Here is a 25,460-nt window from a genome sequence, read left to right as displayed (position 1 = left end):
CACCGCCAGCGAGGCGGCGCACGGCTCGTCGAAGCCGTCGTGGGTGAAGGCCCGGGTCAGCGCGGCGCACCAGCGGCCCAGGATCGCGGCGGCCTCGGCGGAAAGCGTGGCGTCGTCGTCGTCCGAGCCGATCGCCGCGGCCACCACGGGGCAGCCGGCGTTGAAGCCGCCCTCGGTCAGCAGGCGCTCCCAGAATTCGACGAACTTGCCCAGGAGTACCCGGGCGCCCTGCTCGGCGGCGTCGTCGATCATCGCGGTGATCGAGTCCCCGGAGTAGCGCAGTGCCTCGATCAGGATCTGATTGCGGCCGTCGGGGAAGTGGTAGTAGACGGAGCCGCGCGGCGCGCCGCTGCGGGCGAGCACCGCGTCGATCGTCACTCCCGCGGCGCCCCGTTCACGCATCACCTCGGCGGCGCTGGCCAACATCTTCCTGCGCGTGCCGCCACGCTTCGTCGGGGTGAGATCCTGCACAGATTCGCTCGTGGTCGCCACTCTCGTGCCTCCCGGGGCCAACGTCATGCAGCGTGGGAATGCCGCAGTGCCGGCCAATGCATGCTGCGCGGGCTGAAGCGGAAATTCCGGCGCTTCAGGTCGGGCACCTCGCGGGTGAATTGATAGCCGCCGATGTTCAGCTCGATGATCCACATGATTCTCTCCCGGCCTAAGCGCCGACCATGATTATGCTGAGAAGCATATAAGACAGCGGTCCAGTAAGCAAGTTTTATCCCCTATGTAAACCCGGAAGCACGGGAAATGCCGAAGCGGGCGGGATGCCGCTCCTGATTTACAGGACCGTCACAAGGGGTTTTCTATGCTTTTTTGCATAATTTGGCGCTAGTGCGCCGGGCATCAACGTCGAACGCGCACTCCCCGCGGGTTTCGCCCGCGGGGAGTGCGCGCCCGGTAGTCGGAGCGTCAGCCCTCGATCGTGTGGCCCATCGGCATGAGCACGCTCTTCTGCTGGGTGAAGTGCTCCACGCCTTCGGGGCCGTTCTCGCGGCCGATGCCGGAGTTCTTGTAGCCGCCGAACGGGCAACAAGGGTCGAAGGCGTACCAGTTGATCCCGTAGGTCCCGGTGCGAATCTTCTCCGAGACCGCGATGCCGCGGTCGATGTCGGAGGTCCACACGCTGCCGGCCAGGCCGTACACGGAGTCGTTGGCGATCTTGATCGCGTCCTCCTCGGTGTCGTATCCGATGATGCTGAGCACCGGCCCGAAGATCTCCTCCTGGGCGATCGTCATCTTGTTGTCGACATCGGCGAAGACGGTCGGCTGCACGAAGAAGCCGCTGTCCAGGCCCTCGGGACGGCCGCCGCCGCAGACCAGCCGCGCGCCCTCCTCGATGCCCTTGGCGATGTAGCCCTCGACCCGGGCCCGCTGCTTCTCCGAGATCAGCGAGCCGATCTGGGCGGCCGGGTCCGTCGGCAGGCCCACCGGCAGCGCCTGCACGAAAGTGCTTACCGCGTCCACGATTTCGTCGTACCGCGAGCGTGGCGCCAGGATGCGGGTCTGGGCCACACAGGCCTGGCCGGTGTTCATGATCCCGGAGAACACCAGCATCGGGATGGCGGAGGGCAGGTCGACGTCGTCGAGCACGATGGCCGCCGACTTGCCGCCGAGCTCCAGGGTGCACGGCTTGAGCATGTCCGCGGCGCGCCGGCCGATCTCCTTGCCGACCGCCGAGCTGCCGGTGAAGGAGAACAGGTCGACGTTCGGGTTGGACGTCAGCGCCTGTCCGGTCTCGATCCCGCCCGGCACGACCGACAGCACGCCCTCGGGCAGTCCGGCCTCGGCAAAAGCCTCCGCCAAAGCGTTTGCGCTCAAAGGGGTTTCGGCGGCCGGCTTGAGCACGACGGTACAGCCGGCGAGCAGCGCCGGGCCCAGCTTGTTGACGGCCAGGAACAGGGGCACGTTCCACGCGACGATCGCGCCCACCACGCCGATCGGCTCGCGATAGACGATGCTCTGCCCGTAGCCGCCGGTGCGGATGTCTTTCCACTTGACCTGGTCGACGGCCGGGCCGGCGAAGAAGTTGAGCGCCCCGATCGAGCTCATCCAGTGCATCGTCTCGACGCCGGTCGGCGGCTGGCCCGTCTCGGCCGCGAGCAGCTGGGTGAACGTGTCCTTGCGCTCCTCCATCAGCTTGAGCGCGTTGGCGATCACGGCCGCGCGCTCCTTTGGCGGGGTGGTCGGCCAGGGCCCGTTGTCGAAGGCCGCGCGCGCCGCGGCGACCGCGGCGTCGACGTCGGCGGCGGCCGCCAGCGGCACCTTTCCGACGTACTCGCCGGTGGCCGGGCAGCGCACCTCGATCACTTCGTCGGTCGACGGCTCAGCCCACTTGCCGCCGATGAAAAGCTTGTCGTATTCGGTCTTGCTGTCGGCCATCTGCGCCGCTCCTCCTACCCTTTTAGATTGCGCTGCCGTGCTTATCGTCGCCGGCGCGCATGGGCGCCACCCTACCCAAGCCGACGCGAAACGAGAACACGTTTCACTATTGGGGTTGCAGGACCAGCACCAGATTGCTCACCAGGAACTCCCGCAGCACGGGGACCGAGGTCAGCCACCACGCCCATCGGGGGTGGTAGCGGGGAAATGCGGCCACGGCCGCCCCGGTGTCCGCGGCCCACGCCAGGCCGTCGGCCGCGGACACGGCGAACAACGACGACCCGTAGTCGTTTTTGGCCGGATGCCCGTGTTTGCGGGCGTAGCGCCTGGCGGCGCGCGCCCCGCCGAGATAGTGGCTCAGGCCCATTTCGTGCCCGCCGAAGGGGCCCAGCCAGACGGTGTAGGAGAGCACGGCCAGCCCGCCGGGCTTGGTCACCCGCAGCATCTCCGCGCCAAGCCGCCACGGCCGCGGCACGTGTTCGGCGACGTTGGACGACAGGCAGATGTCCACCGAGCCGTCGGCGAACGGCAGGGCCATGCCGGAGGCGCGCACGAAGTTCCCGGCGCGCCCGGCGGGGACGGGCCCGGCCGCGTGCATCTCGCTCGGGTCGGGTTCGACGCCCAGGTAGCGGATCCCGGCGTCGGCGAACGCGGCCGAGAAGTAACCGGGCCCGCCGCCGACGTCGAGCAGGGTGCGCCCGGCCGGGGATTCGCCGTGCGTGGCCAGCCAGAGATCACCCACCATCGCGGCGGTGTCCGCCGCGAGCGCGCCGTAGAACCGGGCGGGGTCCGACTGCTCGAAGCGGAACTCGGACAGCAGCCGCAGCGCGCGGCCCAGGGTCGCCCGCCGCGCGAACACTCGGGTGGGATCCGGGGTCACGGCCACCGACCAACCCTACGCAGCGCCGGCGCGCGGTCGCCGCGGTTCGTCACATCAGTCACTTTCGTCCCTGGCCCGGACGGCACCCGAAGTGCCCACCTCACAGCGACAACGCGCGGCGCGGCGCCCGGTCGCCCGAATTGTCGCTGCGAGGCGGGCAACCGCACGCTCCCTCCTGGCGGGGACCCGTGTGGCGGAAGTGGCCGGCGGGGTCGCCGGCCCCCGAGGGGGCGCCGCCGGGCTAGGCTGACCAGTGATGTCTGGTCTGCGCTCCGTGCTCCTGCTGTGCTGGCGCGATACCGGTCACCCGCAGGGCGGCGGCAGCGAGGCCTACTTGCAGCGCATCGGCGCGCAGCTGGCCGCGTCCGGCATCGCCGTCACGCTGCGCACCGCCCGCTACCCCGGCGCGCCGCGCCGGGAAGTGGTCGACGGTGTGCGCATCGACCGCGCGGGCGGCCGCTACTCCGTCTACGTCTGGGCCCTGCTCGCGATGGCCGCGGCGCGACTGGGGCTCGGGCCGCTGCGGCGGGTGCGGCCCGACGTGGTCGTCGACACCCAGAACGGCCTGCCGTTCCTCGCCCGGCTGGTGTACGGCCGCCGGGTGGTGGTGCTGGTGCACCACTGCCACCGCGAACAGTGGCCGGTGGCCGGCCCGGTGCTCGGCCGGCTCGGCTGGTTCGTCGAGTCGAGGCTGTCGCCGTGGCTGAACCGCCGCAACCAATACGTGACGGTCTCGCTGCCGTCGGCGCGCGACCTGGTGACGCTCGGGGTCGACAACGCGCACATCGCGGTGGTCCGCAACGGCCTCGACGAGGCCCCGGCGCGAACGCTGTCCGGCCCGCGTGCCGCCGCGCCACGGGTGGTGGTGCTGTCGCGGCTGGTGCCGCACAAGCAGATCGAGGACGCGCTGGAGGCGGTCGCGCGGCTGCGGCCGCGCCTGCCGGGTCTGCACCTCGACATCGTGGGCGACGGCTGGTGGCGACAGCGGCTCGTCGACCACGTCGGCCGGCTGGGCATCTCGGGCGCGGTGACCTTTCATGGTCACGTCGACGACGTCACCAAACACCATGTGCTGCAAAGCGCTTGGGTGCAGCTGCTGCCCTCGCGCAAGGAGGGTTGGGGGCTGGCGGTCGTCGAGGCGGCCCAGCACCGGGTGCCGACCATCGGCTACCGATCATCGGGCGGGCTGTCGGATTCGATCGTCGACGAGGTGACCGGGATCCTGGTGGACACCCACGCCGAGCTGGTGGACCGCCTCGAGGAGCTGCTTTCCGATCCGGTGCTGCGTGACCAGCTCGGCGCCAAGGCCCACACCCGAAGCGGCGAATTCTCTTGGCGGCAAAGCGCCGACGCCATGCGGACGGTCCTCGACGCCGTGCGGACCGGCCACCCGATCAGTGGTCTGGTGTAGCGCCAAGAGCCGGGCCGCGAGAGTCGACCCCCAAGCGCCGGCCCGCGAGACTCAATCCTGAGCGTCCTTTATCGGCGTGTCGCCGCCGTCGTTTAAGTGTCGCCGAACCGCTGCGGTGCGCGAGCGCCACGCGCCGACCAGCGCGCCGGCGCCGCCCACGATCAGCGCCGCCAGCCACGCCAGGTGTGCGATCAGCGTCGCCGTGCGCGCGCCGGCGGACACCCCGGCGGTGTCGCCGCCGATTCGGTAGAGCGCGATGTCGTCGTCGCGGTAGGCCGCGGTCAACGCATCGAGGGTGCGGGCGGACGCCCCCATGTCGCCCGCGGTGTCCGACTCGACGACCAGCCAGCCCACCCCGGCCGGGGCCAGGGCGGCCGGATCGGGACCGGCCAGCAGCAACTGCTGCACCGCGCGGGCGCGGCTGCCCTCGCCGGGGATCACGGTCCCCGAGATGGCCAGGTCGCCCGTGCTCAGCACGTCGGCGCGCACCCAGCGGGGCAGCGGATCCAGCACCGGCGCGCGGCCCGACCAGCTGTAGAGCCGCATCGTGCCGGCCGGCAACACCGCCACCGTCGCGGGCCGCTCGTTGATCGTTGCGGCCACCGCGGCCCATCCGCGCGGATACTGCACGGGGGACACCTGGCCCCACACGCCCCAGGCGAGGTCGGGCAGCGCGAAGATCAGCGCGAGGCAGCAGACCGGCGCCATGATCGCCGGCCACAGCCACCTCTGCAGCGTCACCACCGCTCCCGCGCCCGCCAGCGCGTATCCCGGCACGGCCAGCGCCACCCACTTCTGTCCGTCCCGCAGCACCCCGAAGCCGGGGACGGCGTCGACCACCGCGCCCAGCAGGTGCAGGCCCGGGCCGGTGGCCAGCGCGGCCGGCACCAGCACGGCCGCCGCCGCCAGCGCCAGCAGCGGACGCGCCGCCGGGCGGCGCAACACCGTCGGCACCCCGGCCGCCACCACCCCAAGCAGCACGACGGCCGACGCGGCCGCGAACAGGGTGGTCCGCGAAATCGGCACCGCCTCGCCGTTCCAGATCCCGCCGAGGCCGGCCAGGCTGCCGAGCGTCCCCAGACCCGGCTCGGCGCGCGGCGCGAACGCGGCCACGCCCAGCGTGTTCGCCACCGAGTGAGAGGACAGCGACGCGCCCAGAACCGCCGCGGTCAGCCAGGGCAGCGCCGCCACCACCGCGGCGCCCAGCGCCACCGCGGCGCACCGCCAGCGGGGCCGGGCCGCCCCGGGGGCGGCGACGCACACCAGCCCGACCGTCGCGGCGAGCAGCAGGCCGGTCGGCGTCAGCCCGGCCAGCGCGATCCAGAAGGCCAGGCCGAGCAACGAGCCGGCGCCCGCCCGCAGCGCCAGCATGGTCGTCGCGACCCAGGGCAGGCAGCCGTAACCGACGAGCAGGCTCCAGTGGCCCTGGAGCAGCCGCTCGGCGACGTAGGGGTTCCAGATCGCCAGGGTGGTGGCGACGAACTGGCCGGCCATGCCCGCGTCGGGCAACGCCGTCGCGACCAGCCGGGCCGCACCCCATCCGGCGAGCCAGAGCCCAAGCGCCAGCAGGGCTTTGACCACGACGCCGCCGTCCAGCACGTGTGAGGCCAGCGCCACCGCGAAGTCTTGCGGCGTCGCCCGCGGCGCCGCCGTCAGCCCCAGCGCGGTATCCGACACAAACGACCGCGGCGTGGACACCGCATCGCGCAGCAGCAGGTAACCGGGTTTGAGCAGCGGCCCGACCACCAGAAGCGCCAAGACCAGCGCGTACCCGGGCCGGGTCCAGCGCACGCGGCGGGCTATTCCCGTTCGGGCGGGCTGGTGGGCTCGGGCGGCCCGGATTCGGGCGGCTCGTCGGAGCCCAGGGTGGGCGCTTCCGCGTCGGGATCATCGCGCGCCGTGGGGCGCTGCGTGGGCAGCTTCTCGGTTTCGGCCTCGGCGCCGGGCACCGGCTCCTCGAGCCCGCTGCGGCCGAAGAAGTCCTGGTCACCCCGGTCCAGGCCTGGATCGGTCAACGCGCTCTCGGTCCGCAGGCTGAACGAGGCGAGCAGGCCGCCGGCGACCAGCGCGATCAGGCCGACCGCGGTGAACGTGATCGGTAGCACCCGCGACCACAGCGAGAGCCGGTCCCGTTCGTCGCGGGCGGCGTTGACCTGCGATTCGACGGTGTCCTGGTTGGAGGTGACCTTGTAGTCGGCCAGCGTCAGCTCCGGTTTGAGCGGATCGCGGGCGAAGTAGTGGTTGGCGTGCTCGGTCTCCTTGACGATGGTGCCCGACACCGGGTCCACCCAGAAGGTCCGCTGCGCGGCGTAGTAGCGGGTCATGGTGATCTGCTCGTTCGGGTCACCGCCCTGGATGCCCCACATCGACGCCGACGTGGTCTGCTTGGCGTCCTCGTTGCCGGCCATCAGCGACGGGTACGCCACGGGGGCCACCAGCTTGCCGTCGGCGTTGTAGCCGATGTTCTGGGTGAACTTGTAGGTGGTCAGGCCGTTGACGTCCTCTTGGCTGTCGTAGTTGACGTCGAACGGCTTCTGCGCGATCGGATCGAAATAGGGGTACGTCTTCTTCTCGGTGTGGAACGGGAACCGGTAGGCCAGGCCGTCGTGCCGCAGCGGCATCGCGGTGGGCGGGTTCTCGTCGTTGAAGGCGCGCGGCTTCTGGACCGAGCCGCCGGTGTGGGTGTCGTCGGACACGGCCATCGCCGTCTTGCGGTTGAGGGTGACGGTGTCGACGATCGCCAGCAGCAGGCCGCTGTCCTTCTGCTTGTCGGTGCGCCGCACCGAGCTACCGACCTGCAGCGTGACCACGTCGGCGTTCGCGGGTGACTCGACGCTGATCTGCTGCTGGGACACCAGCGGCACGTTCTGGTTGACGACGACGTGATCCGTCGACAGTGACGCGGCGTCGAGCGCGGTTCCGGTGCCGTCGCTGATCAGCGTGGCGTCGATGTCGAGCGGAACCTTGGTGATCCGGCTGGTGGTGTAGGTCGACAACAGCAGCGCGGCGATCAGCAGGGCGGCGCCCAGTCCGATGATCCCGCATGCGGCGAACCGCAACATGACTGCTCGGTTCACGTTGCTGTGCCCTCCTAGTGCTGTCTTAATGCGCCGTCAGCCGCAAACCCGTTTGACCCTAACAGCCGAACGTAAGGCCTCGGCTTACGAACCTGCTGCCCGGTCCTTCGGGTCTACCCATTCGTTCCCCAACGCCGCAGATGCAAACTGTGGGGGTGACCGATGGCCAACGGGTGGGCGGAGTCCGCAGCTTCCTGCCCGCGGTGGAGGGGATGCGCGCGTGCGCGGCCATGGGCGTGGTGGTCACCCACGTCGCGTTCCAGACCGGGCACTCCAGCGGGATCACCGGCCGGCTGTTCGGCCGCTTCGACCTGGCGGTCGCGGTGTTCTTCGCGCTGTCCGGTTTTCTGCTGTGGCGCGGGCACGCCGCGGCGGCGCGCGGCCTGCAGCCGCGGCCCCGCACGGGCCACTACCTGCGGTCCCGGGTGGTGCGCATCATGCCCGCCTACCTGGTGGCCGTCGTCGTAATCCTGTCGCTGCTACCCGACGCCGATCACGCCAGCCCGACCGTGTGGCTGGCCAACCTGACCCTCACCCAGATCTATGTGCCCCTCACCCTGACCGGGGGGCTGACGCAGATGTGGAGCCTTTCGGTCGAGGTCAGCTTCTATCTGGCCCTGCCGATCCTGGCGCTGCTGGCCCGGCGCCTGCCGGTGGGCGCGCGGGTCCCGGCGATCGCCGCCCTGGCGGCGCTGAGCTGGGCGTGGGGCTGGGTGCCCATCCATTCCGGGTCCGGCACCAACCCGCTCAACTGGCCGCCGGCGTTCTTCTCCTGGTTCGCCGCGGGCATGCTGCTGGCGGAATGGGTGCACAGCCCGATCGACCTGCCGGCGCGGTTGGCGCGGCACCGTGTCGTGATGGCCGTCGTCGCCGTGTTGGCTTATCTGCTGGCGGCGTCCCCGCTTGCCGGGCCCGAGGGCCTGATTCCCGGCACCGCAACGCAGTTCGCGGTGAAGACGGCGGCGGGCTCGCTGGTGGCGTTCGCCTTGGTCGCCCCCCTGGTACTCGACCGGATCGACACGCCGCACCGGCTGCTCGGCAGCACCGTCATGGTGACGCTCGGGCGGTGGTCCTACGGCCTGTTCGTGTGGCACCTGGCAGCGCTGGCCATGGTGTTCCCGGTGCTCGGGACGTTCGCGTTCACCGGCCGGATGCCCGAGGTGCTGGCGCTGACGTTGCTCTTCGGGTGGGCGATCGCCGCGGTCAGCTACGGGCTGGTCGAATCGCCCTGCCGAGAAGCGTTGCGGCGCTGGGAGAAACGAGAGCGGCACGCCGAAATCGACGAAGCCGCCGACGCCGAGGCGGACGCGATCGCGCCCTAACCGGTGCGGTCCATCCACTCCTCGAGCGTGTCCGCGGACGGCAGGCAGATGGCCCGCTCGATCTTCTTGAACAGGTCGGCCCCGTACTCGACGGTGGACCGGACCAGGGTGCCCAGGGCCTCGACGTGGATGCCGTCGGTCAGCAGGTAGGCGTTCTCACCGACCACGCTCACTTGGGTCGGCACGGCGGTCTCGCGCACAAACGCCTTGGGCCAATGCGTTTCGCGATTCCAGTCGTTGACCAGTTCCATCAGCCGGGGCCGCTCGGTCGCGTCGTAGTGACCGGCGGGGCTGATCGAGATCTCGAAGATGTCCCGCCGCAACCCGTTGATCCGAAGGTTCACGTGCAGCCTGCCGCGCTCGTAGCTGGGCAGCATCATGAACTCCTCGCCGTCGTCGCTGCGGAAGAACCGCAGCTCGCGCGATCGCAGATAGCGTTCGATCAGCTCGGTGCTCAAGGGTTCGATCTGCATGCCCCGATGGTGGGGCCGCGGGCTTGGAGGATTCTTGGTGCCGGTCAGCCGGGTCAGCCGGGCGCTGCCGCCCCCAGCCGCTCGATGATCTCGGCGCGCACCGCCGATCGCCGGGCCTTGCCGGCGTCGTCGCGCAGCGGCACATCGACGAATTCGACGAACGCCGGCACCTTGTATCCCGCGATGCGGTCGCGCAGGAACTCCTGGACGCCCGCGGCGTCCAGCGTGGAACCGTCCGCCGCATGCACCAGCGCGTAGGGCACCTGGCCCAGGTCGCCCGAATTCGGGTCGGGCACGCCGACGACGAGGCAGGACAGCACGTCGGGGTGCGCCGACAAGGTGTTCTCGATCTCGGCCGGGTAGACGTTGCGGCCACCCACGGTGAACATGTCCACCCGGCGGTCCGACAGGTAGAGGAAGCCGTCGGCATCGAAATGGCCAAGATCCCCAAGGGAATCCCAGCCGTCGCGGGACTTGGCGGTGGCTCCGACGTAGCGGTAGGTGGGCGCGCTGCCGGGCCCGGGCCGCATGTAGATCTCGCCGACCACGCCGGGCGGGCACGGGTTGCCGTCGTCGTCGAGCACCTGCATTTCCCCGGCGACCACCACGCCGACCGACCCGCGGTGGGTCAGCCACTGGTCCCCGGAGATGAAGGTGAGCGCCTGTAATTCGGTGCCGCCGTAGAGTTCCCAGACGACCTCGGGGCCCAGCAGGTCGATCCAGGCCTGCTTGATGGCCGGCGGGCACGGCGCCCCCATGTGCCAGAACCGGCGCAGCGACGACAGATCGTAGGACTTGGGATCGGCGTGATAGACCGGCAGCGTTCGCTGCATGATCGTGGGCACCGTGGTCAGGAACGTGACGCGGTGGTCGGTGATCAGCCGCAGGAATTGGTGCGGGTCGAACCGGCTCATCACCACCAGGTGATGGCGCATCAGCAGCGCGATGGTCGCGGTGGTGAACCCGGTGTTGTGGGACAGCGGGATCGGCACCAGCGTCGTGTCGCCGGGCTGCGCGCCCAGCGGGTAGCCGATGGCCGCGGGTATCCGGGTGTCGCCGGCGGACTCGATGAGCTTGGGCCGGCCGGTGCTGCCGCCGGAGCCCATCGCCTTCCACACCGGCGACACCGCTTCCGGCAACGGTGCGTCGGAGAATTCCGGGCCTGGCGTGAAACCGGTTGGCACGCTCGGTATTTCGGGATGCTCGCGCCCTACCAGCAATGCCGGTGGCCGCAGGTCCAGCAGCCCCTGCAGCTCCGTGGCGGGCAACCGCGCCGACAGCGGCTGCGGTACGGCGCCCAGCTTCCAGCACGCCACCGCCGCCTGGACCCACTCCACGGAGTTGGGCAGCACCATGGTCACGTAGTCGCCGACGCCGACGCCGCGGTCGGCGTAGGCGCGGGCCAACCGGTTCGTCGAGGCGTCGAGTTCGGCGCGGGTGAGCGTCAGACCGTCGCAGGTGACGGCGGGCTCGTCGGGCGCGAGTTCGGCCAGGGCCGCGATCTGGGTGCCGATCGGCGGGACCGGCTCACTCATATGCGCCCTGCCGCTCGAAGATGCGGCGGGGGTTGTCCACCAGCATGGTCTTCAGTTGCTCGTCGGTGACTCCGCGCTCTTTGAGCGCGGGGATGACGTCGTTGTGGATGTGCAGGTAGTGCCAGTTCGGTGCCATCTGCGGCACCAACTCTTCGGGTAGCGCGTCGAAGTAGCAGTTGGCGTCATGGGAGAGCACCATCTTGTCCGCATGCCCGCGCTCGCACATCTGCGCCACGATCTTGACCCGTTCTTCGAACGGCGAGATCACGTCGAGTCCGAACCGGTCCATGCCGAGATAGGAACCCGGGGCGATGAGCTCTTCGAGGTACCCGATGTCGGTGCTGTCACCGGAGTGCCCGATGATCACTCGGCTCAGGTCGACACCCTCCTCCTCGAAGATGCGTTGCTGTTCGAGACCGCGGCGCAACCCGGCGTGGGTGTGCGTGGAGATCGGCACCCCGGTGCGCTTGTGCGCCTGGGCGACGGCGCGCAGCACCCGCTCGACGCCTGGGGTGATGCCCGGCTCGTCGGTGGCGCACTTGAGGATCCCGGCCTTGACGCCGGTGTCGGCGATGCCCTGCTCGATGTCGCGGACGAACATGTCGGTCATGATTTCCGGGCCGCCCAGCAAGCCGCCGGGGCCCTCGTAGTGGAACCGGAACGGGAGGTCGTTGTAGGTGTAAAGACCCGTCGCCACAACGATATTCAGCTCGGTGGCCGCCGCGACGCGCGCGATGCGTGGAATGTAGCGGCCCAGGCCGATCACGGTCAGGTCGACGATCGTGTCGACCCCGCGGGACTTCAGCTCGTTGAGCCGATCGATGGCGTCGGCCACGCGCTTTTCTTCGTCGCCCCACGCATCGGGGTAATTCAGCGCGATCTCGGTGGTCATGATGAACACGTGCTCGTGCATGAGCGTCACGCCGAGATCGGAGGTATCGATGGCGCCGCGGGCGGTATTGAGTGCTGACACTCCACTGATGCTAGGTCGACTCGGTGGTCGGACAACAGTGCCGATTTGTTCCGGTCCGCCCCGACGGCCCCCGCGGTGCAGTACCGTCACCCTCGTCTTTGGCCGAACCCAGGGAGTCCTGCCATGTTGCTCAATCCCAACAACCTGCAACGCCAGTACCCGGATCGTCGTTCCGGAGAGATCATGGCCGCCACGGTCGACTTCTTCGAGTCGCGGGGCAAGGCGCGGCTGAAGCATGACGACCACGAACGCGTGTGGTATTCCGAGTTTTTGGACCACATCGGCCGCGAGCGCATCTTCGCCTCACTCCTGACGCCGTCCGAGTACGGCGCCGACGACTGCCGATGGGACACCTACCGGATCAGCGAGTTCGCCGAGATCGTGGGCTTCTACGGACTCAACTACTGGTACCCCTTCCAGGTGACGGCGCTGGGTCTGGGCCCGATCTGGATGAGCGACAACACCGACGCCAAGCGCAAGGCCGCCGCGCAACTCGAGGCCGGCGAGGTGTTCGCGTTCGGCTTGTCGGAGCAGACCCACGGCGCCGATGTCTACCAGACCGACATGATCCTGACGCCGTCAGAACACGGCTGGACCGCGAGCGGCGAGAAGTACTACATCGGTAACGCGAACGTGGCGCGGATGGTCTCGACCTTCGGCAAGATCGCGGGCTCCGACGAGTACGTGTTCTTCACCGCCGACTCCCAGCACGATCGGTACGACCTGATCAAGAACGTGGTGAACTCGCAGAACTACGTCGCCAACTACGCGCTGCGCGACTACCCGGTCACCGAGGCCGACATCCTGCACCGAGGCCAAGGGGCGTTCCACGCGGCCCTGAACACCGTCAATGTCTGCAAGTACAACCTGGGCTGGGGCGCGGTCGGCATGTGCACGCACGCCATGTACGAGGCGGTCACCCACGCCTCCAACCGCGTCTTGTACGGCACCGTCGTCACCGACTTCAGCCATGTGCGGCGGCTGCTCACCGACGCCTACGTTCGGCTGATCGCGATGAAGCTGGTCGCCACCCGCGCCTGCGACTACATGCGCAGTGCGTCGGCCGACGACCGCCGATACCTGCTCTACAGCCCGCTGACCAAAGCCAAGATCACCAGCGAAGGCGAGCGGGTGATCACCGCCCTATGGGACGTGATCGCCGCCAAGGGCGTCGAGAAGGACACCATCTTCGAGGCCATGACCCGCGAAATCGGTTTGCTGCCAAGGCTCGAAGGCACGGTGCACATCAACATCGGGTTGCTGGCCAAGTTCATGCCCAATTACCTGTTCGCGCCGAACGGCGATTTGCCGTTGATCGGCCGCCGCGACGACGCGGTCGACGACTCGTTCCTGTTCAACCAGGGGCCGACCGGGGGCTTGGGCAAGGTGCGTTTCCACGATTGGCGGGCGCCGTTCGAAAGCTACGCGCATCTACCTAATGTCGCGCTGCTGCGCGAGCAGATCGACGTGCTGGCCGAGATGCTGGCCAGCGCCACCCCCGACGCCGCTCAGCAGAGGGACATCGATTTTGCGTTCGGGGTTGGGCAGCTGTTCGCCACGGTGCCCTACGCCCAGCTGATCTTGGAGGAGGCCCCGTTGTCCGGAGTGGACGAGGCGCTGATCGACGAGATCTTCGCCGTGCTGGTGCGCGACTTCAACGGCTATGCCGTCGAGCTGGCCGACAAGTCCGCCACGACCGACGCGCAGGCCCGCTTCGCGATGCGGATGATCCGGCGCCCGGTGTTCGACCACACGCGCTACGACCAGGTCTGGAAGGAACACATCCAGCCGATCAACGGCGCCTACCAGATGCGGCCCTAGGCGCGAGCGTCACGCTGGCGTGACGCTCGGGAGGCGGCGTCACGCCAGCGTGACGTTCGGCAGGATGACAACCGGCCTACCCTTGACTGTGACGCAGCTCACCGTAATATGACCAGTGGTCATCGACGCTAGGAGGCCGCATTGCCAACGGTGACTTGGGCACGGGTGGACCCCGCCCGCCGCGCCGCCATCATCGACGCCGCGGAACAGGAATTCGGAGCGCACGGGTTTTCCCGAGGCAGCCTCAACGTCATCGCCCGGCGGGCCGGCGTCGCGAAAGGCAGCCTCTTCCAGTACTTCGCGGACAAGCGCGACCTGTTCGCGTTCATCGCCGACATCGCCAGCCAGCGGGTGCGGGCGTACACGGAAGACCGCATCCGCGAGCTGGACCCGAGCCGGCCGTTCTTCGACTTCCTGACCGACTGGCTCGACGCGTGGGTGGCCTACTTCGCCGACCACCCGCACGAACGGGCGCTGCACGCCGCGGCGACCCTGGAAGTCGACACCGAGGCCCGGGTCAGCGTGCAGAACGTCATCCACCGGCACTACCTGGAGGTGATGCGGCCGCTCGTTCGCGACGCGAAGGCGCGCGGGGATCTGCGTGCCGACTCGGACACCGACGCGCTGTTGTCGTTGCTGCTGTTGATATTTCCGCACCTGGCGCTGGCGCCCTACATGCGCGGCCTGGACCCGATTCTCGGGCTCGACGAACCCACCCCCGAACAGCCCGCGCTGGCCGTGCGCCGGCTTGTCGGGGTGCTGGCGGCGGCCTTCGCTGCGGCGCCGCGCCCGCCCGTCCGCTCAGCCCCACAACAATCCGAGGAGATGACATGACACGCACGCATTCGGGCTCGATGGTCAAGGGGGGCCTCAACTGGGACAGTCTGCCGTTGCGGCTGTTCGCCGGCGGCAACGCGAAGTTCTGGAACCCGGCCGACATCGACTTCTCCCGCGACCGCGCCGACTGGGAGCGGCTGACCGACGACGAACGCCACTACGCCATCCGGCTGTGCGCCGAGTTCATCGCCGGTGAGGAAGCGGTGACCGAGGACATCCAGCCGTTCATGTCGGCGATGCGGGTCGAGGGCCGCCTCGGCGACGAAATGTACTTGACGCAGTTCGCTTTCGAGGAAGCCAAGCACGTCCAGGTGTTCCGCATGTGGCTCGACGCCGTCGGCGTCACCGACGACTTGCATCAGTACCTCGACGACATCCCCACCTATCGGACGATCTTCTACGAGGAGCTGCCCGACTGCCTCAACGCCTTGTCGGTCGACCCCTCACCGGCGGCGCAGGTGCGGGCCTCGGTGACCTACAACCACATGGTCGAAGGGATGCTGGCGCTCACGGGCTACTTCGGCTGGCACAAGATCTGCGTGGAGCGCGGCATCCTGCCCGGCATGCAGGAGTTGGTCCGCCGGATCGGCGACGACGAACGGCGCCACATGGCGTGGGGGACCTTCACCTGCCGCCGCCACGTCGCCGCCGACGACGCCAACTGGGGCGTCTTCGAGACGCGCATGAACGAGCTGATGCCATTGGGGTTGCGCCTCATCGAGGAGGGCTTCTCCCTGTACGACCCGATGCCGTTCGGCCTGTCGGTGGACGAGTTCATGCAGTACGCGGCCGACAAGGGCATGCGCCGCTTCGGCACCATCTCCAGCGCCCGCGGGCGGCCGCTGGAAGAGATCGACCTGGACTACTCGCCGCTGCAGCTCGAGGACACCTTCGCCGACGAGGACGAGAAGGCCCTGGCCGCCGCGTCCGCCTGAGGCGGCTATTCGACCTTGCTGCCGCCGGCGTCGTCACCGGCGTCGACGTCGCCGATGGTGGCGACCCGTCCCCCGCAAGCGGGAGGTGCCCCCAGCGCCCGGCTACGCCGCGCTTGCGATCGCCACTAACCGACCCACACCGTCTTGGCGTTGACGAACGCGCGGATGCCGAGGCCGGCGAGCTCGCGGCCGTACCCGGAACGCTTGACGCCGCCGAACCCCAGCTCGGGGTAGGACACCGTCATGCCGTTGATGAAGACCTGGCCGGCCTCGATGTCGTCGATGAAGCGCTGCTGCTCGGCCTCGTCGTTGGTCCAGGCATTGGAGCCCAACCCGAACGTCGTGGCGTTGGCGATCTCGATCGCTTCGTCGATGTCCTTGGCCCGGTACATCGAGGCCACCGGTCCGAACACCTCTTCGGTGTAGAGCGCCATGTCCTTGGTGATGTCGGTGACCACCGTCGGCGGGTAGAACCAGCCCGGCCCGTCGATGGGCTTGCCCCCGAGCCGGATCGTGGCGCCCGCCGCGGCCGCTTCGTCCACCTGCTTGACGATGTCGTCGCGGCCGGACTCGGTGGCCAGCGGGCCCACGTCGGTGTCCGGGTCGGTCGGGTCGCCCACCTTGAGCGCCTGCATCCGCTCGGTGAACTTGTCGACGAACGCGTCGTAGATGTCGGTGTGAACGATGAACCGCTTCGCCGCGATGCAGGACTGGCCGTTGTTCTGGACGCGCGCGGTGACCGCGGTCTTGGCGGCCTCGTCCAGGTTCGCCGACGGCATGACGATGAACGGGTCGCTGCCGCCGAGCTCGAGCACGGTGGGTTTGATCTCGTCACCGGCGATGGCCGCGACCGACTGCCCGGCCGGCTCGCTGCCGGTCAGGGTGGCGGCCGCGACCCGCGGGTCGCGCAGGATGCGCTCGACGGCACTGGACGAGACCAGCAGCGTCTGGAAGCAGCCGTCGGGGAAGCCGCCGCGGGCGATGACGTCGGCCAGGTAGAGCGCGGACTGCGGCACGTTCGAGGCGTGCTTGAGGATGCCGACGTTGCCGGCCATCAGGGCCGGCGCGGCGAACCGGACGGCCTGCCACAGCGGGAAGTTCCACGGCATGATGGCCAGCACCACCCCGAGCGGTTGGTAGCGGGTGTAGGCCCGCTTGGCGCCGACCGCCTGCGCGTCGGCCGGCTCGTCGGCCAGAAGCTGTTCGGCGTTCTCCGCGTAGTAACGAAAGCCCTTGGCGCACTTGAGCGCCTCGGCCTTGGCCGACTTGAGCGTCTTGCCCATCTCCAGGGTCATCATCGCGGCGACGTCGTCGGCCTCCTTCTCCAAGAGGTCGGCGGTCGCGTTTGCCCACTGCGCGCGCTGGGCAAAGGTGGTGTTATGGCGGTAGTCCTGGAACCGGGCGTACGCGCGGGCGATGGCCGCGTCGACTTCCTCGTCGGTTGCCGGGGTGAAGGTCTTCACCGTCTCGCCGGTGGCCGGGTTGATCGTGGCGATGGGCACGCTGCAATCCTTCGCTTCGGGGTTGGTAAGAGGTCCAACACCCAGCCTGCCACTATCGTTCCCCCAAGGGAGGTGCCGGATGAGTAAAGCCGCCGAACTGATGGTCAAGTGCCTGGAAAACGAGGGTGTTTCCGTGGTGTTCGGACTGCCGGGGGAGGAGAACATCCGCTTCGTGCAGGCGCTGGCCGCGTCCAGCATCCGCTACGTGCTCACCCGGCACGAGCAGGGCGCGGCCTTCATGGCCGAGATGTACGGGCGCGTCACCGGGCGGGCGGCGGTGGTCTCGAGCACTCTGGGCCCCGGCGCGATCAACATGCAACTCGGGGTGGCCGACGCCACCACCAACAGCACCCCGCTGGTCGCGATCTCCGCGCAAGTGGGCCACGACCGGGAGTTCAAGGAGTCGCACCAGTACGTCGACCTGGTGTCGATGTTCGCGCCCATCACCCGGTGGGCCGCCGGAGTCCCGACCGCGCGCGCCATCCCCGAGATGTTCCGCAAGGCGTTCAAGGTCGCCGAGACCGAACGCCCGTCGGCGGTGTACGTGGCCGTCCCCGAGCACATCGACGCCGACGAAACCGACTATGACTTGACGCCGTTGCCGCGCAACGTCGTTCGCGCCGACGCGCCCGCACCCGGCCAGGTGGAGCGCGCGGTCGACATCCTGCGCCAGGCCAAGCGGCCGGTGGTGCTGGCCGGGCACGGCGCCGCGCGCGGCAACGCCACCGCGGCCCTGGTGCGGTTCTCCGAGGAATTCGGCATCCCCGTCGCCAACACCTTCCACGGCAAGGGTGTCATGCCCGATGACCACCCCAACAGCATCGGAACCCTCGGGTTCATGCGGCATGACTACGTGAACTTCGGCTTCGACAACGCTGACGTGGTGATCGCCGTGGGCTACGAGCTGCAAGAGTTCGACCCCGTCCGGATCAACCCGCAGGCCGACAAGAAGATCATCCACATCCACCGGTTCCCGGCCGAGGTCGACGCCCACTATTCGGTGGACGTCGGGATCATCGGCGACATCAGCGCTTCCCTGGATGCGCTGACGGACGGGCTGGACGGCCACGCCTACGAGGCCGATCCGGAGGTTCCGGGGCACGGCCTGCTCGCCGAGGAATTCGCTCGGGGGCAAGAGGATTCACGCTATCCGCTGGCCCCGGCTCGGGTGGTGGCCGACACGCGGGCGGCGCTGGGCCGCAGCGACGTGGTCCTGGTGGACACCGGCGCCACCAAGATGTGGATGGCGCGGCTCTACCCGACGTACGAGTGCAATACCTGTCTGGTGTCAAACGGCTTGTCCACCATGGGGTTTGCGCTGCCGGGTGCACTCGGCGTCAAGCTGGCCCGACCAGAGTCGAAGGTGTTGGCCGTCGTCGGTGACGGCGCGTTCCTGATGAACTCGCAGGAGATCGAGACCGCCGTCCGCGAGCGGATACCGCTGGTGGTGCTGATCTGGGAGGACGGCGGTTACGGCCTGATCGAGTGGAAGATGGACCTCGAACTCGGGGCCCACTACTACGTGAAGTTCGGCAACCCCGACGTGGTGAAGTACGCGGAAAGTTTTGGCGCCAAGGGTTATCGGATCTCTCATGCCGAGGAACTGCTGCCGACGCTGCGGGCCGCCTTAGCGGATGACGGCGTCTCGGTGATCGCCTGCCCGGTCGATTACTCGGAGAATTTGCGGCTGACCGATCGGCTGGGCGAGCTGGACGAGACGCTGTGATTCACGGGCACATCCAGGCCAACGGCGGACAGACGCCCGTGTTCGGCGGCAGCCGCAATCCCGGCGGCTGCCCTTGCACAATGAGCGCGGGCAGGCCGGAGTCGGGCGCGAAGTAATAGGTGTGGCAGACGTTGCGGTCCCAGTCCGGCATCCGGCGCATCTCGCCCAGGTTCGGGCACCACATCTGGCTGCAGATGTGTGAGGTGTAGCAAGCCGGCGGTCCCTCGGGCGGCGCGCACTCGGGCGGCTGATTACCGCCGTTGTTCGTGGAGCACACGGCGTGGGCGGTACCCGGACCGAGCATGAGGTCCGCTGTCCACAGCGAGCCGGAGAGCGCCAGCAGGGTTGCCAACCCCGCGATCGCTGGTCTCATGGTCGGATCCTTCGCCGCGCGCCGCCGATGTGGCGAGGGGCTTAAGTCCTCACATCACAGGACGGGCCCGAAGGCCCTATCGATCGGGTCGCCGGGCGCGGAGCCTTAAGACATGAGGCCGACCCGGCACCTCCACAAGCGGTTGGGTGGCGCCGCTGCTGCGGAGACCCTGTTCGCGGTGGCCCTGTTCGCGGTGGCGCCTGCGGGGACGGCGGGCGCCGTCTACCCCGGCGTTCCGGAGTGGTATTCGCAGGCCGAAGAGCACCTGGCGCACACGACGAAGTTCATGCAGGCGGCAGTCGACGCGATCGAAGCCAACGACATCAACGCTCTACGGGCGGCCTGCTCGGCGGTCCACGACGAACAAGCCATCGGCCTGCAGGCCCACCTGCCCACGCCGGACCCCGCCCTGACCACCGCCTTGCAAAAGCAGATCAACGACTTTCACACTGCGATGCACATGTGCATGTCGTTGGGGCCGAACTCCACCCCGGTCGATCTAAATCTGGCGGACTCGTATGCGCACCAGGCGATTGAGGATCTCAAGACGGTCAACGACATTCTGGTCGAGGACCTGAGTTGAGGGCATCGCCCCAAATACGCAGATCTTTGCGCGAGTGTGCAGGTCTTTCTGTCCGTGGGGTGGCTGGTTTGGTGGTTTGAGTCCACCTGGTCATCCCGACGCGGCATAGCCTGGGCCGCGCTTCGCTAAGGTTTCGTCTGTGTCGTTGTGGCTGTCGCTGAGACCCTGGTGGCTGCAGTGGCCGTTGTACGCCCTGGCGGTGATGCTGGGCCTGGCACCGCTCGTGATGATCGGCGACTACCCCAGCGGGCCGTCCCGGTCGCACTGGACCAGCGCACCGTGGTGGATCACCGTCGCGATTGTCGCACTGGTGATCGGCTTGGCCACCGCGCTCGGCTCGGTGCGCCGCATGGCGGGGCTGCGGCCCACACTCGGAACGCTGTCATTCGCCGAATGTCGCCACGTGTCCGAGGCGATGCGTTCGGGCGCCCTTCCCGAGGATCCGGCAACGCGTGACGCGGCGAGGCAACTGATCGAGCGGGCCCGCGACTCGATCGCGGGTTCCGCCAAACTGATGATCACCGCTTGCTGGATTCTCGTTTCGGTGCAGGTTTTCGGCTTCATCGGTGACGCAAAGCATTTCACGTTGCGAAGCCTGTTGCTGGCGGTGGCGTTCGCATATCTCGCCGGCTACTACTGGTACTACCCGCGTCTGCTCGACGCGCGTCTGCAACTGCTCGACGAGCCCGCGGCCCGTTAGCCCCGTCCTGTTACGGAATCCGCCGCCGCCAGCGCCATCGGCCGGACGTACCCGCCGATCAGCGTTCGATGCCACCAGGCTCGCTCACGGCGCAGCTCGGCGGGCGTCGTGAAGCGATATTCGTACAGCAGCGCGCGCACGTAACGCGGCGGCGCATCCGGAAATGGGTTGCGCCGCAACAAGCGCAGTGTGGGCCGGTCGTTGCGCAGCAGTCGCTGCAGCAACGGCGTCAGCCACGGCTGCGCGTAGGCGGGCGAGATAGCGGCGAACCACATCAGCCAGTCCAGCCGCAGGTGATACGGCGCCCACTGGCGGGGGAGCCGGCGCACCGCGCCGGGCTTGCCCTTGAATTCGTATTCCTTCCAGACGGTCTGCTCGGTGGGGTGAGCTTCGTCGGTGCCTTCGATCACCACCTCGCGGCGAACGCGACCGATGCTGCCGAACGCGCCGTAGGTATTGACCAAATGAAAAGAGTTGAACGACATGTTCATTCGCTGCCGTTTGGACAACATATTGCGCACCGGCCAGTAGCTCATGAACAACACCGCCGCGGTGAACGCGATCACCAGCGCGGCGAACCACACCGGCGTCGCCGAGAACGCCGGATGAAGGCGCGCCCTGAACCACGAGTCGTCGATGGCGCTGCACGCCAACAGGATCGTCACCCAGTTGAGCCAGGCGAAGTTGCCCGACGCGACCAGCCACAGTTGGGTGACGACGATGATCGCCGCCGCGACGCCGGCCACCGGTTGCGGCGCGAACAGCCCGAACGGCACGATCAGCTGCGAGAAGTGGTTGCCCGCCACCTCAATTCGATGCAGCGGCTTCGGCAGGTGGTGGAAGAACCAGCTCAACGGCCCGGGCAGCGGCTGCGTCTCGTGGTGGTAGTACAGACACGTCAGGTCGCGCCAGCACGGGTCGCCGCGCATCTTGATCAACCCGGCGCCGAACTCGACCCGGAACAGCAGCAACCGGACCATCCACAGCGTCAACACCGGCGGCGCCACTTGGGAATTGCCGAGAAAGATCATCAAAAAGCCGGTCTCCAGCAGCAGCGACTCCCAGCCGAACGCGTACCAGGTCTGCCCGACGTTGACGATCGACAGGTAGAGCACCCATAGCGTCAGCCACATCAACATCGCGGCCCACAGCGGCACGGCATCGGCCGCGCCGGCGACGACCGCCGCCGACAGCGCCGCCCCGAACCAGGACACCGCCGAGAACAGGCGATCGGAGTACCGCAGGTGAAACAGGCTGGGGGTCCGCCAGAACGACTGCCCGGCCAAAAACCGCGGGATGGGCTGCATTCCGTGCTCGCCGATGAGCGCCCGGAACTGCGCCGCGGCCGCGACGAACGCAAGCAGGTAGACCACCGCGGCGCCCCGCTCGAGCACCTCTCTGCCCAGCCAATATTCGGGTGCGGAAAACCAGCCCATGGCCGTAACTCCTCGGACGGTGTAGGTCACACAGACCCGCGTATCCAGTCAATCAGCCGGCAAACGGCCAGCCAATACCCTCGACGGCTATTCGTCACCTGGCCCACGGGCCCGATCGGGCAGCGCCACCGCGGACGCGGCGAGCGCCGCGAGCGAAATCAGCGCCAGCAGCTGCACATTCGCGGAATGGCCGGCGTAGCCGTCCACCGATCGCCAGGGATGGCGCGAAAGCACGGCCCCGGCCAGGATCAGACCGCCCGCGCTCAGCGCCATCGCGGCGCCGTCGAAGCGGCGGCGCAGCGCGTATCGCAGCCCCAACGCCGCACCCACCACGACGACGCCCGCCGCCCCGGCGATCACCGCCGCGGCGGCCACCACCGCGACCGCCGCCCACGCCCCCGGGTTCCACGGCCGGGCGGGCGCATCGTCGCCGCGCCTGCTGCGGGTGCGCCACAGCGCGAGCAGGGCCAACAGCGGCAGCAAGGCCAGACCCACCGCGAGCCCCGCGCGGTAGGGCGCGTTGGACGGGAAGGTCAGCGTGATGGTGCCGGGGTCCCCCGGGGGCACCACCCAGCCCTGCTGCCAGCCGTTGACGGCGACCGGGGTCAGCCGGGTCCCGCTGCTGGTGCGCGCGACCCAGCCGGGGTTGATGCTTTCGGGGACGACCAGCACCCGCGAGGTGGACGACGACGGCGCCTGCACCTCGCGCCGGTCCGGCCCCCACGCCCGCCACACCGGAACCGCGACGGCGGCGGGCGCGACCGGGGCGGCCGCCCGCGAGGTCAGCTCGGCGCCGTCGACGACGAACTGGGCGCCCGGGCTGATCAGCAGCTCCTGTTGGCCCGCAGGCAGCGCGACCGGGTCGGGGTCGCACGCGCGCGCGGCGATGGGCTCGCCGCCGAGCAGCGCGCCCACGGTGGTGCGGATCGATGTGTGCACGAACCGGCCCGCGACCGCGATCACCGGGCCGTGGTCGCAGTCGACCGTGATCTCGCGCCCGCGGTTGCGGGCGGCGTCGGCGGGCGCGATCGGGTTGCCGTCGGCGCCGAGCGCCGACAGCTCGGCCAGCCCCGGCGGCTTGAGCTGGTCGAAGCCCAGCGCGTTGCGGTCGATGACGTCTTCCCAATTCAGCAGGCTCACGGTGACGCTGTCGGTCACTCGCGGGTTCAGCGAAAGTGTCTGCGGTTCACCGGGTTTCAACGAACGCACCTGCGGGCCGTCGCCCAGGTCGACCGCCACCATCGTCGGGTGGGCGGGCAGCGCCGAGCGGCTGGGCACCAGCCGCAGGCCGGTGACCTCGGTGGGCCGGGGCAGGGTAAGCGTCAGCGTGGGCGGTGTCTTGTGCTGCACCACCCGCTGCGGCGCCGTCCACGCGGTGGACGGGTCGCCGTCGGTCGCCGCAAACGTCGAGCCGAGGACGTCGACCATGTCGGAGTCGCCCCTCGCCCGGGTGGTGCCCGGCTCGGCGATCAGGTCGGCCAGTTTGGGGCCCTGGCGCGGCCTTACCCACACCAGCGGCGTCACCGACATCGGTGCCGGAACGGTCAGCGTCCGGCTCAGATTGACCGGCTCCTCGGGCGCCAGGGCCATCGACGGCGCGCAGCGCACGCCATCGGGCGCCGTCGCGCACCCCGGCCTGCCGAGCAGCTCCGAACCCAGGTCCCAGCCGGTGATCGACGAGCCGGTCGGGGGCCCGGGGACCCGCACGGTGTGCCGCAGCTCGACCGGGTGGGCGAATCCGGACGCGTCGTATTGGGTGATCGAGAGGTCGGTGATGCCGAATTGCACACCCGGCGAGCCGTCGTCGGTGCCCGCGGCGGTAATCCGCACCCAGGGCGTCTCGCCGTAGGGCAGTGCGGAGGCGAGCGGCTTGCCGGGCTCGTCGAACCGCAGGGTGGTGCTACCGGTCGCCGTCTCGATCAGGATGCGGCGCACCTGGGCGCCGACGGCGGTGGCGCTCGGCGTCAGGGTGAGCGCCGCGTTGGTCACCGGATGGTCGAAATCGACCTGCAGCCACTGGCCGACGGCCGCCTGCAGCGAGTTGGACACCCACGCGGTCGCGGGGTCGCCGTCGATGGCGGCGACGGGCGCGGTCGCCGGCGCGACGTCGGGCATGGCCGTGGAGTCCGACGACGAGCTCGACACCGTGATCCGGCCCCCGGTCCACGCGCCGACGACCGGGTCCGCGCCCGGGACGGGATAGTCGGGCACCCGGTTGTAGGTATGCCGCGCGTCGCCCGGCGCACGGACGGCCGACGAATGCTGGTCCACCCGCCCGTAGTCGGTCTCGCGGGAGACCGGGGTATCGGTGACGGTCACGGTCGGCGCCGGAATGTCGGCCGCGCGAGCGTCGGCGGACATCAGCACCGGACCCAACGGCGGCTGATTCTGCAGCCGGCGCCGCTCGTCGAGGCGCAGCAGCACCTCCGGCCCGCCGTCGACCCGGGGCAGCCGGTCGACGTCGGCGAAGTACGGCGCTCCGGAACCGCCGGCGACCCGGTAGACCTCGACGGCCGGATATCTGGGCCGCAGGCCGCTGTCGGCGACGAAGCCCGCGAGGGTGCCGGGGCCCACCGGCTCGCCGAACTGAGCCACCTTCTGCAGGCCCGCGGACCCGTCGACGACGCGGTGCACCAGGATGGGCCGCGCCGAGCGCGACGTGTCCGGATCCAGGTCGTTGCGCAACACCAGATACGAAATACCTTGGCGGGCAAGCGTATCCGCCAGCCCCGCCGATGGGCGCCCGGCGGCGAAGAGGCGCTGCACCGAATCCAGCGCCCGGATGGTTTGCGGCGGCGTCAGCGGGATGGAGTCGCGCACGCCCCACGGGCTGCCGCCGAGCACCTGCAGCGGCTCGTCGTGGCTGGTGCCCCACACCTGGGTGGCGAACGGCGCCCCCGGGACCACCAGCACCCGGCCGGGCACCGGGGTGCCCGTGTTGTGCCGGTCGAGCCAGTCGGCGGTTTCCTGCCAGTAGCGGGGTATCGCGCTGAAGGTGCCGGGCGGGGTCAGCCGGCCCGTCCACGCCAGGGAGGTGCTCACCAGCAGCGCCGTCAGCACGACGATCGCGACGGCCACCCGGCTGTCGCGCTCTGGATGGGCGAACGCGCGCAGCCATCGGGAGGCGGGCCCCCACCCGGGCAGCGGGACCCGGCCCAACACCTGGGCGACGCCCAGCACGATCGGGATCCGGACCACCGACCCCAGCTTGTGCACGTTGCGCAGCGGCGCGCCGCCGGCATCCAGGAACGTCTGCACCGCGTGCGCCACCGGCGAGCCGAGCCCGCCGCTGTAGCCGGCGGCCATCAGCACCACCCCGGCCACCAGCATGGTCACCAACCGCCCGCGGGGCGGCATCGCCGGACTCGCCAGCCCCGCAAGCCCGGCCGCCGCGACCAGGCAGGTGGCCAGGACGGCCGCCGACCCGGTCACCAGCGGCGCACCGGCGGTCGCGGTCGGCGCCACGTACGGGGTCCAGCTGTCGGTGCCGC

At 69.5% G+C, this 25,460-nt stretch carries 21 protein-coding genes; 8 read left to right on the top strand and 13 right to left on the bottom strand.

All coding sequences use genetic code 11. From position 1 onward, the window contains the following. The 4 genes from A9X05_RS03205 to A9X05_RS03195 form a co-directional block, all read right to left on the bottom strand. A partial coding sequence (locus tag A9X05_RS03205; RefSeq protein ID WP_156736223.1) for a TetR/AcrR family transcriptional regulator occupies positions 1–426 on the bottom strand: 426 nt, incomplete at its 3' end. An 89-nt stretch (positions 427–515) separates the two neighbouring features. Next, complete coding sequence (locus A9X05_RS32470) at positions 516–647, bottom strand: hypothetical protein (RefSeq protein WP_255369104.1); 132 nt, start codon at positions 645–647, stop codon at positions 516–518. A 268-nt stretch (positions 648–915) separates the two neighbouring features. Next, positions 916–2,385 (bottom strand): aldehyde dehydrogenase, encoded by a 1,470-nt coding sequence (locus tag A9X05_RS03200; RefSeq protein WP_067755593.1) that lies wholly within the window; start codon positions 2,383–2,385, stop codon positions 916–918. A gap of 106 nt (positions 2,386–2,491) precedes the next feature. Then, positions 2,492–3,244 carry a class I SAM-dependent methyltransferase gene (locus A9X05_RS03195; protein ID WP_197498894.1) on the bottom strand — a complete coding sequence of 251 codons (753 nt, stop codon included), beginning with the start codon at positions 3,242–3,244 and terminating at the stop codon, positions 2,492–2,494. 277 nt (positions 3,245–3,521) lie between these two features. Between A9X05_RS03195 and A9X05_RS03190 the strand changes: the two genes are divergently transcribed. After that, positions 3,522–4,676 carry a glycosyltransferase family 4 protein gene (locus A9X05_RS03190; protein ID WP_067779139.1) on the top strand — a complete coding sequence of 385 codons (1,155 nt, stop codon included), beginning with the start codon at positions 3,522–3,524 and terminating at the stop codon, positions 4,674–4,676. Between the two features lie 51 nt (positions 4,677–4,727). On the opposite strand, the gene A9X05_RS03185 is transcribed toward A9X05_RS03190, so the two are convergent. Both A9X05_RS03185 and A9X05_RS03180 read right to left on the bottom strand, forming a co-directional pair. Continuing rightward, positions 4,728–6,467 carry a hypothetical protein gene (locus A9X05_RS03185; RefSeq protein ID WP_067748255.1) on the bottom strand — a complete coding sequence of 580 codons (1,740 nt, stop codon included), beginning with the start codon at positions 6,465–6,467 and terminating at the stop codon, positions 4,728–4,730. An 8-nt stretch (positions 6,468–6,475) separates the two neighbouring features. Further along, complete coding sequence (locus A9X05_RS03180) at positions 6,476–7,753, bottom strand: DUF3068 domain-containing protein (protein WP_156669885.1); 1,278 nt, start codon at positions 7,751–7,753, stop codon at positions 6,476–6,478. A 140-nt stretch (positions 7,754–7,893) separates the two neighbouring features. Between A9X05_RS03180 and A9X05_RS03175 the strand changes: the two genes are divergently transcribed. After that, complete coding sequence (locus tag A9X05_RS03175; RefSeq protein WP_156669884.1) at positions 7,894–9,075, top strand: acyltransferase; 1,182 nt, start codon at positions 7,894–7,896, stop codon at positions 9,073–9,075. On the opposite strand, the gene A9X05_RS03170 is transcribed toward A9X05_RS03175, so the two are convergent. The 3 genes from A9X05_RS03170 to A9X05_RS03160 are packed head-to-tail and all read right to left on the bottom strand — an operon-like array spanning position 9,072 to position 12,056. Next, positions 9,072–9,548: a YbjN domain-containing protein gene (locus tag A9X05_RS03170; RefSeq protein ID WP_067748244.1), complete on the bottom strand. Its 477-nt coding sequence runs from the start codon at positions 9,546–9,548 to the stop codon at positions 9,072–9,074. The two genes, A9X05_RS03175 and A9X05_RS03170, sit on opposite strands and share 4 nt — an antisense overlap. Before the next feature lie 53 nt (positions 9,549–9,601). Further along, positions 9,602–11,083, bottom strand: a complete 1,482-nt coding sequence (locus tag A9X05_RS03165) for an AMP-binding protein (protein WP_067748242.1) — start codon at positions 11,081–11,083, stop codon at positions 9,602–9,604. Further along, complete coding sequence (locus tag A9X05_RS03160; protein ID WP_067779136.1) at positions 11,076–12,056, bottom strand: phosphotriesterase; 981 nt, start codon at positions 12,054–12,056, stop codon at positions 11,076–11,078. The genes A9X05_RS03165 and A9X05_RS03160 overlap by 8 nt, the downstream gene beginning before the upstream one ends. 123 nt (positions 12,057–12,179) lie before the next feature. On the opposite strand from A9X05_RS03160, the gene A9X05_RS03155 reads away from it, so the two are divergent. The 3 genes from A9X05_RS03155 (at position 12,180) to A9X05_RS03145 (ending at position 15,649) form a co-directional block, all read left to right on the top strand. Next, a complete protein-coding gene (locus A9X05_RS03155; protein ID WP_067748238.1) occupies positions 12,180–13,877 on the top strand; it encodes an acyl-CoA dehydrogenase family protein in 1,698 nt (565 codons plus the stop codon). Between the two features lie 141 nt (positions 13,878–14,018). Further along, positions 14,019–14,711: a TetR/AcrR family transcriptional regulator gene (locus A9X05_RS03150; RefSeq protein WP_067748236.1), complete on the top strand. Its 693-nt coding sequence runs from the start codon at positions 14,019–14,021 to the stop codon at positions 14,709–14,711. Then, the gene (locus A9X05_RS03145; RefSeq protein WP_067748233.1) at positions 14,708–15,649 is read left to right on the top strand and encodes a R2-like ligand-binding oxidase; all 942 of its coding nucleotides are present in this window, start codon (positions 14,708–14,710) and stop codon (positions 15,647–15,649) included. The genes A9X05_RS03150 and A9X05_RS03145 overlap by 4 nt, the downstream gene beginning before the upstream one ends. Positions 15,650–15,774: 125 nt before the next feature. Here A9X05_RS03145 and A9X05_RS03140 read toward each other — a convergent pair whose 3' ends face one another. Further along, entirely contained in the window at positions 15,775–17,151 is a 1,377-nt protein-coding gene (locus A9X05_RS03140; RefSeq protein ID WP_067748230.1) for an NADP-dependent succinic semialdehyde dehydrogenase, read from the bottom strand. A gap of 79 nt (positions 17,152–17,230) precedes the next feature. On the opposite strand from A9X05_RS03140, the gene A9X05_RS03135 reads away from it, so the two are divergent. Continuing rightward, positions 17,231–18,877, top strand: a complete 1,647-nt coding sequence (locus A9X05_RS03135; protein ID WP_067779134.1) for an acetolactate synthase large subunit — start codon at positions 17,231–17,233, stop codon at positions 18,875–18,877. A gap of 1 nt (position 18,878) precedes the next feature. Here A9X05_RS03135 and A9X05_RS03130 read toward each other — a convergent pair whose 3' ends face one another. Then, positions 18,879–19,250 (bottom strand): hypothetical protein, encoded by a 372-nt coding sequence (locus A9X05_RS03130; RefSeq protein ID WP_067779131.1) that lies wholly within the window; start codon positions 19,248–19,250, stop codon positions 18,879–18,881. 112 nt (positions 19,251–19,362) lie between these two features. Between A9X05_RS03130 and A9X05_RS03125 the strand changes: the two genes are divergently transcribed. Then, on the top strand, positions 19,363–19,833 hold the full coding sequence (locus A9X05_RS03125; RefSeq protein WP_067779127.1) for a hypothetical protein: 471 nt from the start codon (positions 19,363–19,365) through the stop codon (positions 19,831–19,833). A 139-nt stretch (positions 19,834–19,972) separates the two neighbouring features. Next, positions 19,973–20,533 (top strand): hypothetical protein, encoded by a 561-nt coding sequence (locus A9X05_RS03120; RefSeq protein WP_067779123.1) that lies wholly within the window; start codon positions 19,973–19,975, stop codon positions 20,531–20,533. On the opposite strand, the gene A9X05_RS03115 is transcribed toward A9X05_RS03120, so the two are convergent. Together A9X05_RS03115 and A9X05_RS03110 are read right to left on the bottom strand one after the other, a co-directional pair. After that, positions 20,530–21,969, bottom strand: coding sequence for a lipase maturation factor family protein (locus tag A9X05_RS03115; RefSeq protein ID WP_067779120.1), 1,440 nt, complete (start codon positions 21,967–21,969; stop codon positions 20,530–20,532). The genes A9X05_RS03120 and A9X05_RS03115 overlap by 4 nt on opposite strands. A gap of 87 nt (positions 21,970–22,056) precedes the next feature. Further along, positions 22,057–25,460: alpha-(1->3)-arabinofuranosyltransferase family protein (locus tag A9X05_RS03110; RefSeq protein WP_067779117.1), on the bottom strand; the 3,404-nt coding region annotated here is incomplete at its 5' end.

This window comes from Mycobacterium sp. E3298, assembly GCF_001666895.1.
Lineage (GTDB): Bacteria > Actinomycetota > Actinomycetes > Mycobacteriales > Mycobacteriaceae > Mycobacterium.
The sequence above is the reverse complement of the archived record's forward strand: the minus strand, read 5'-3'. Positions and strand labels throughout refer to the sequence as shown.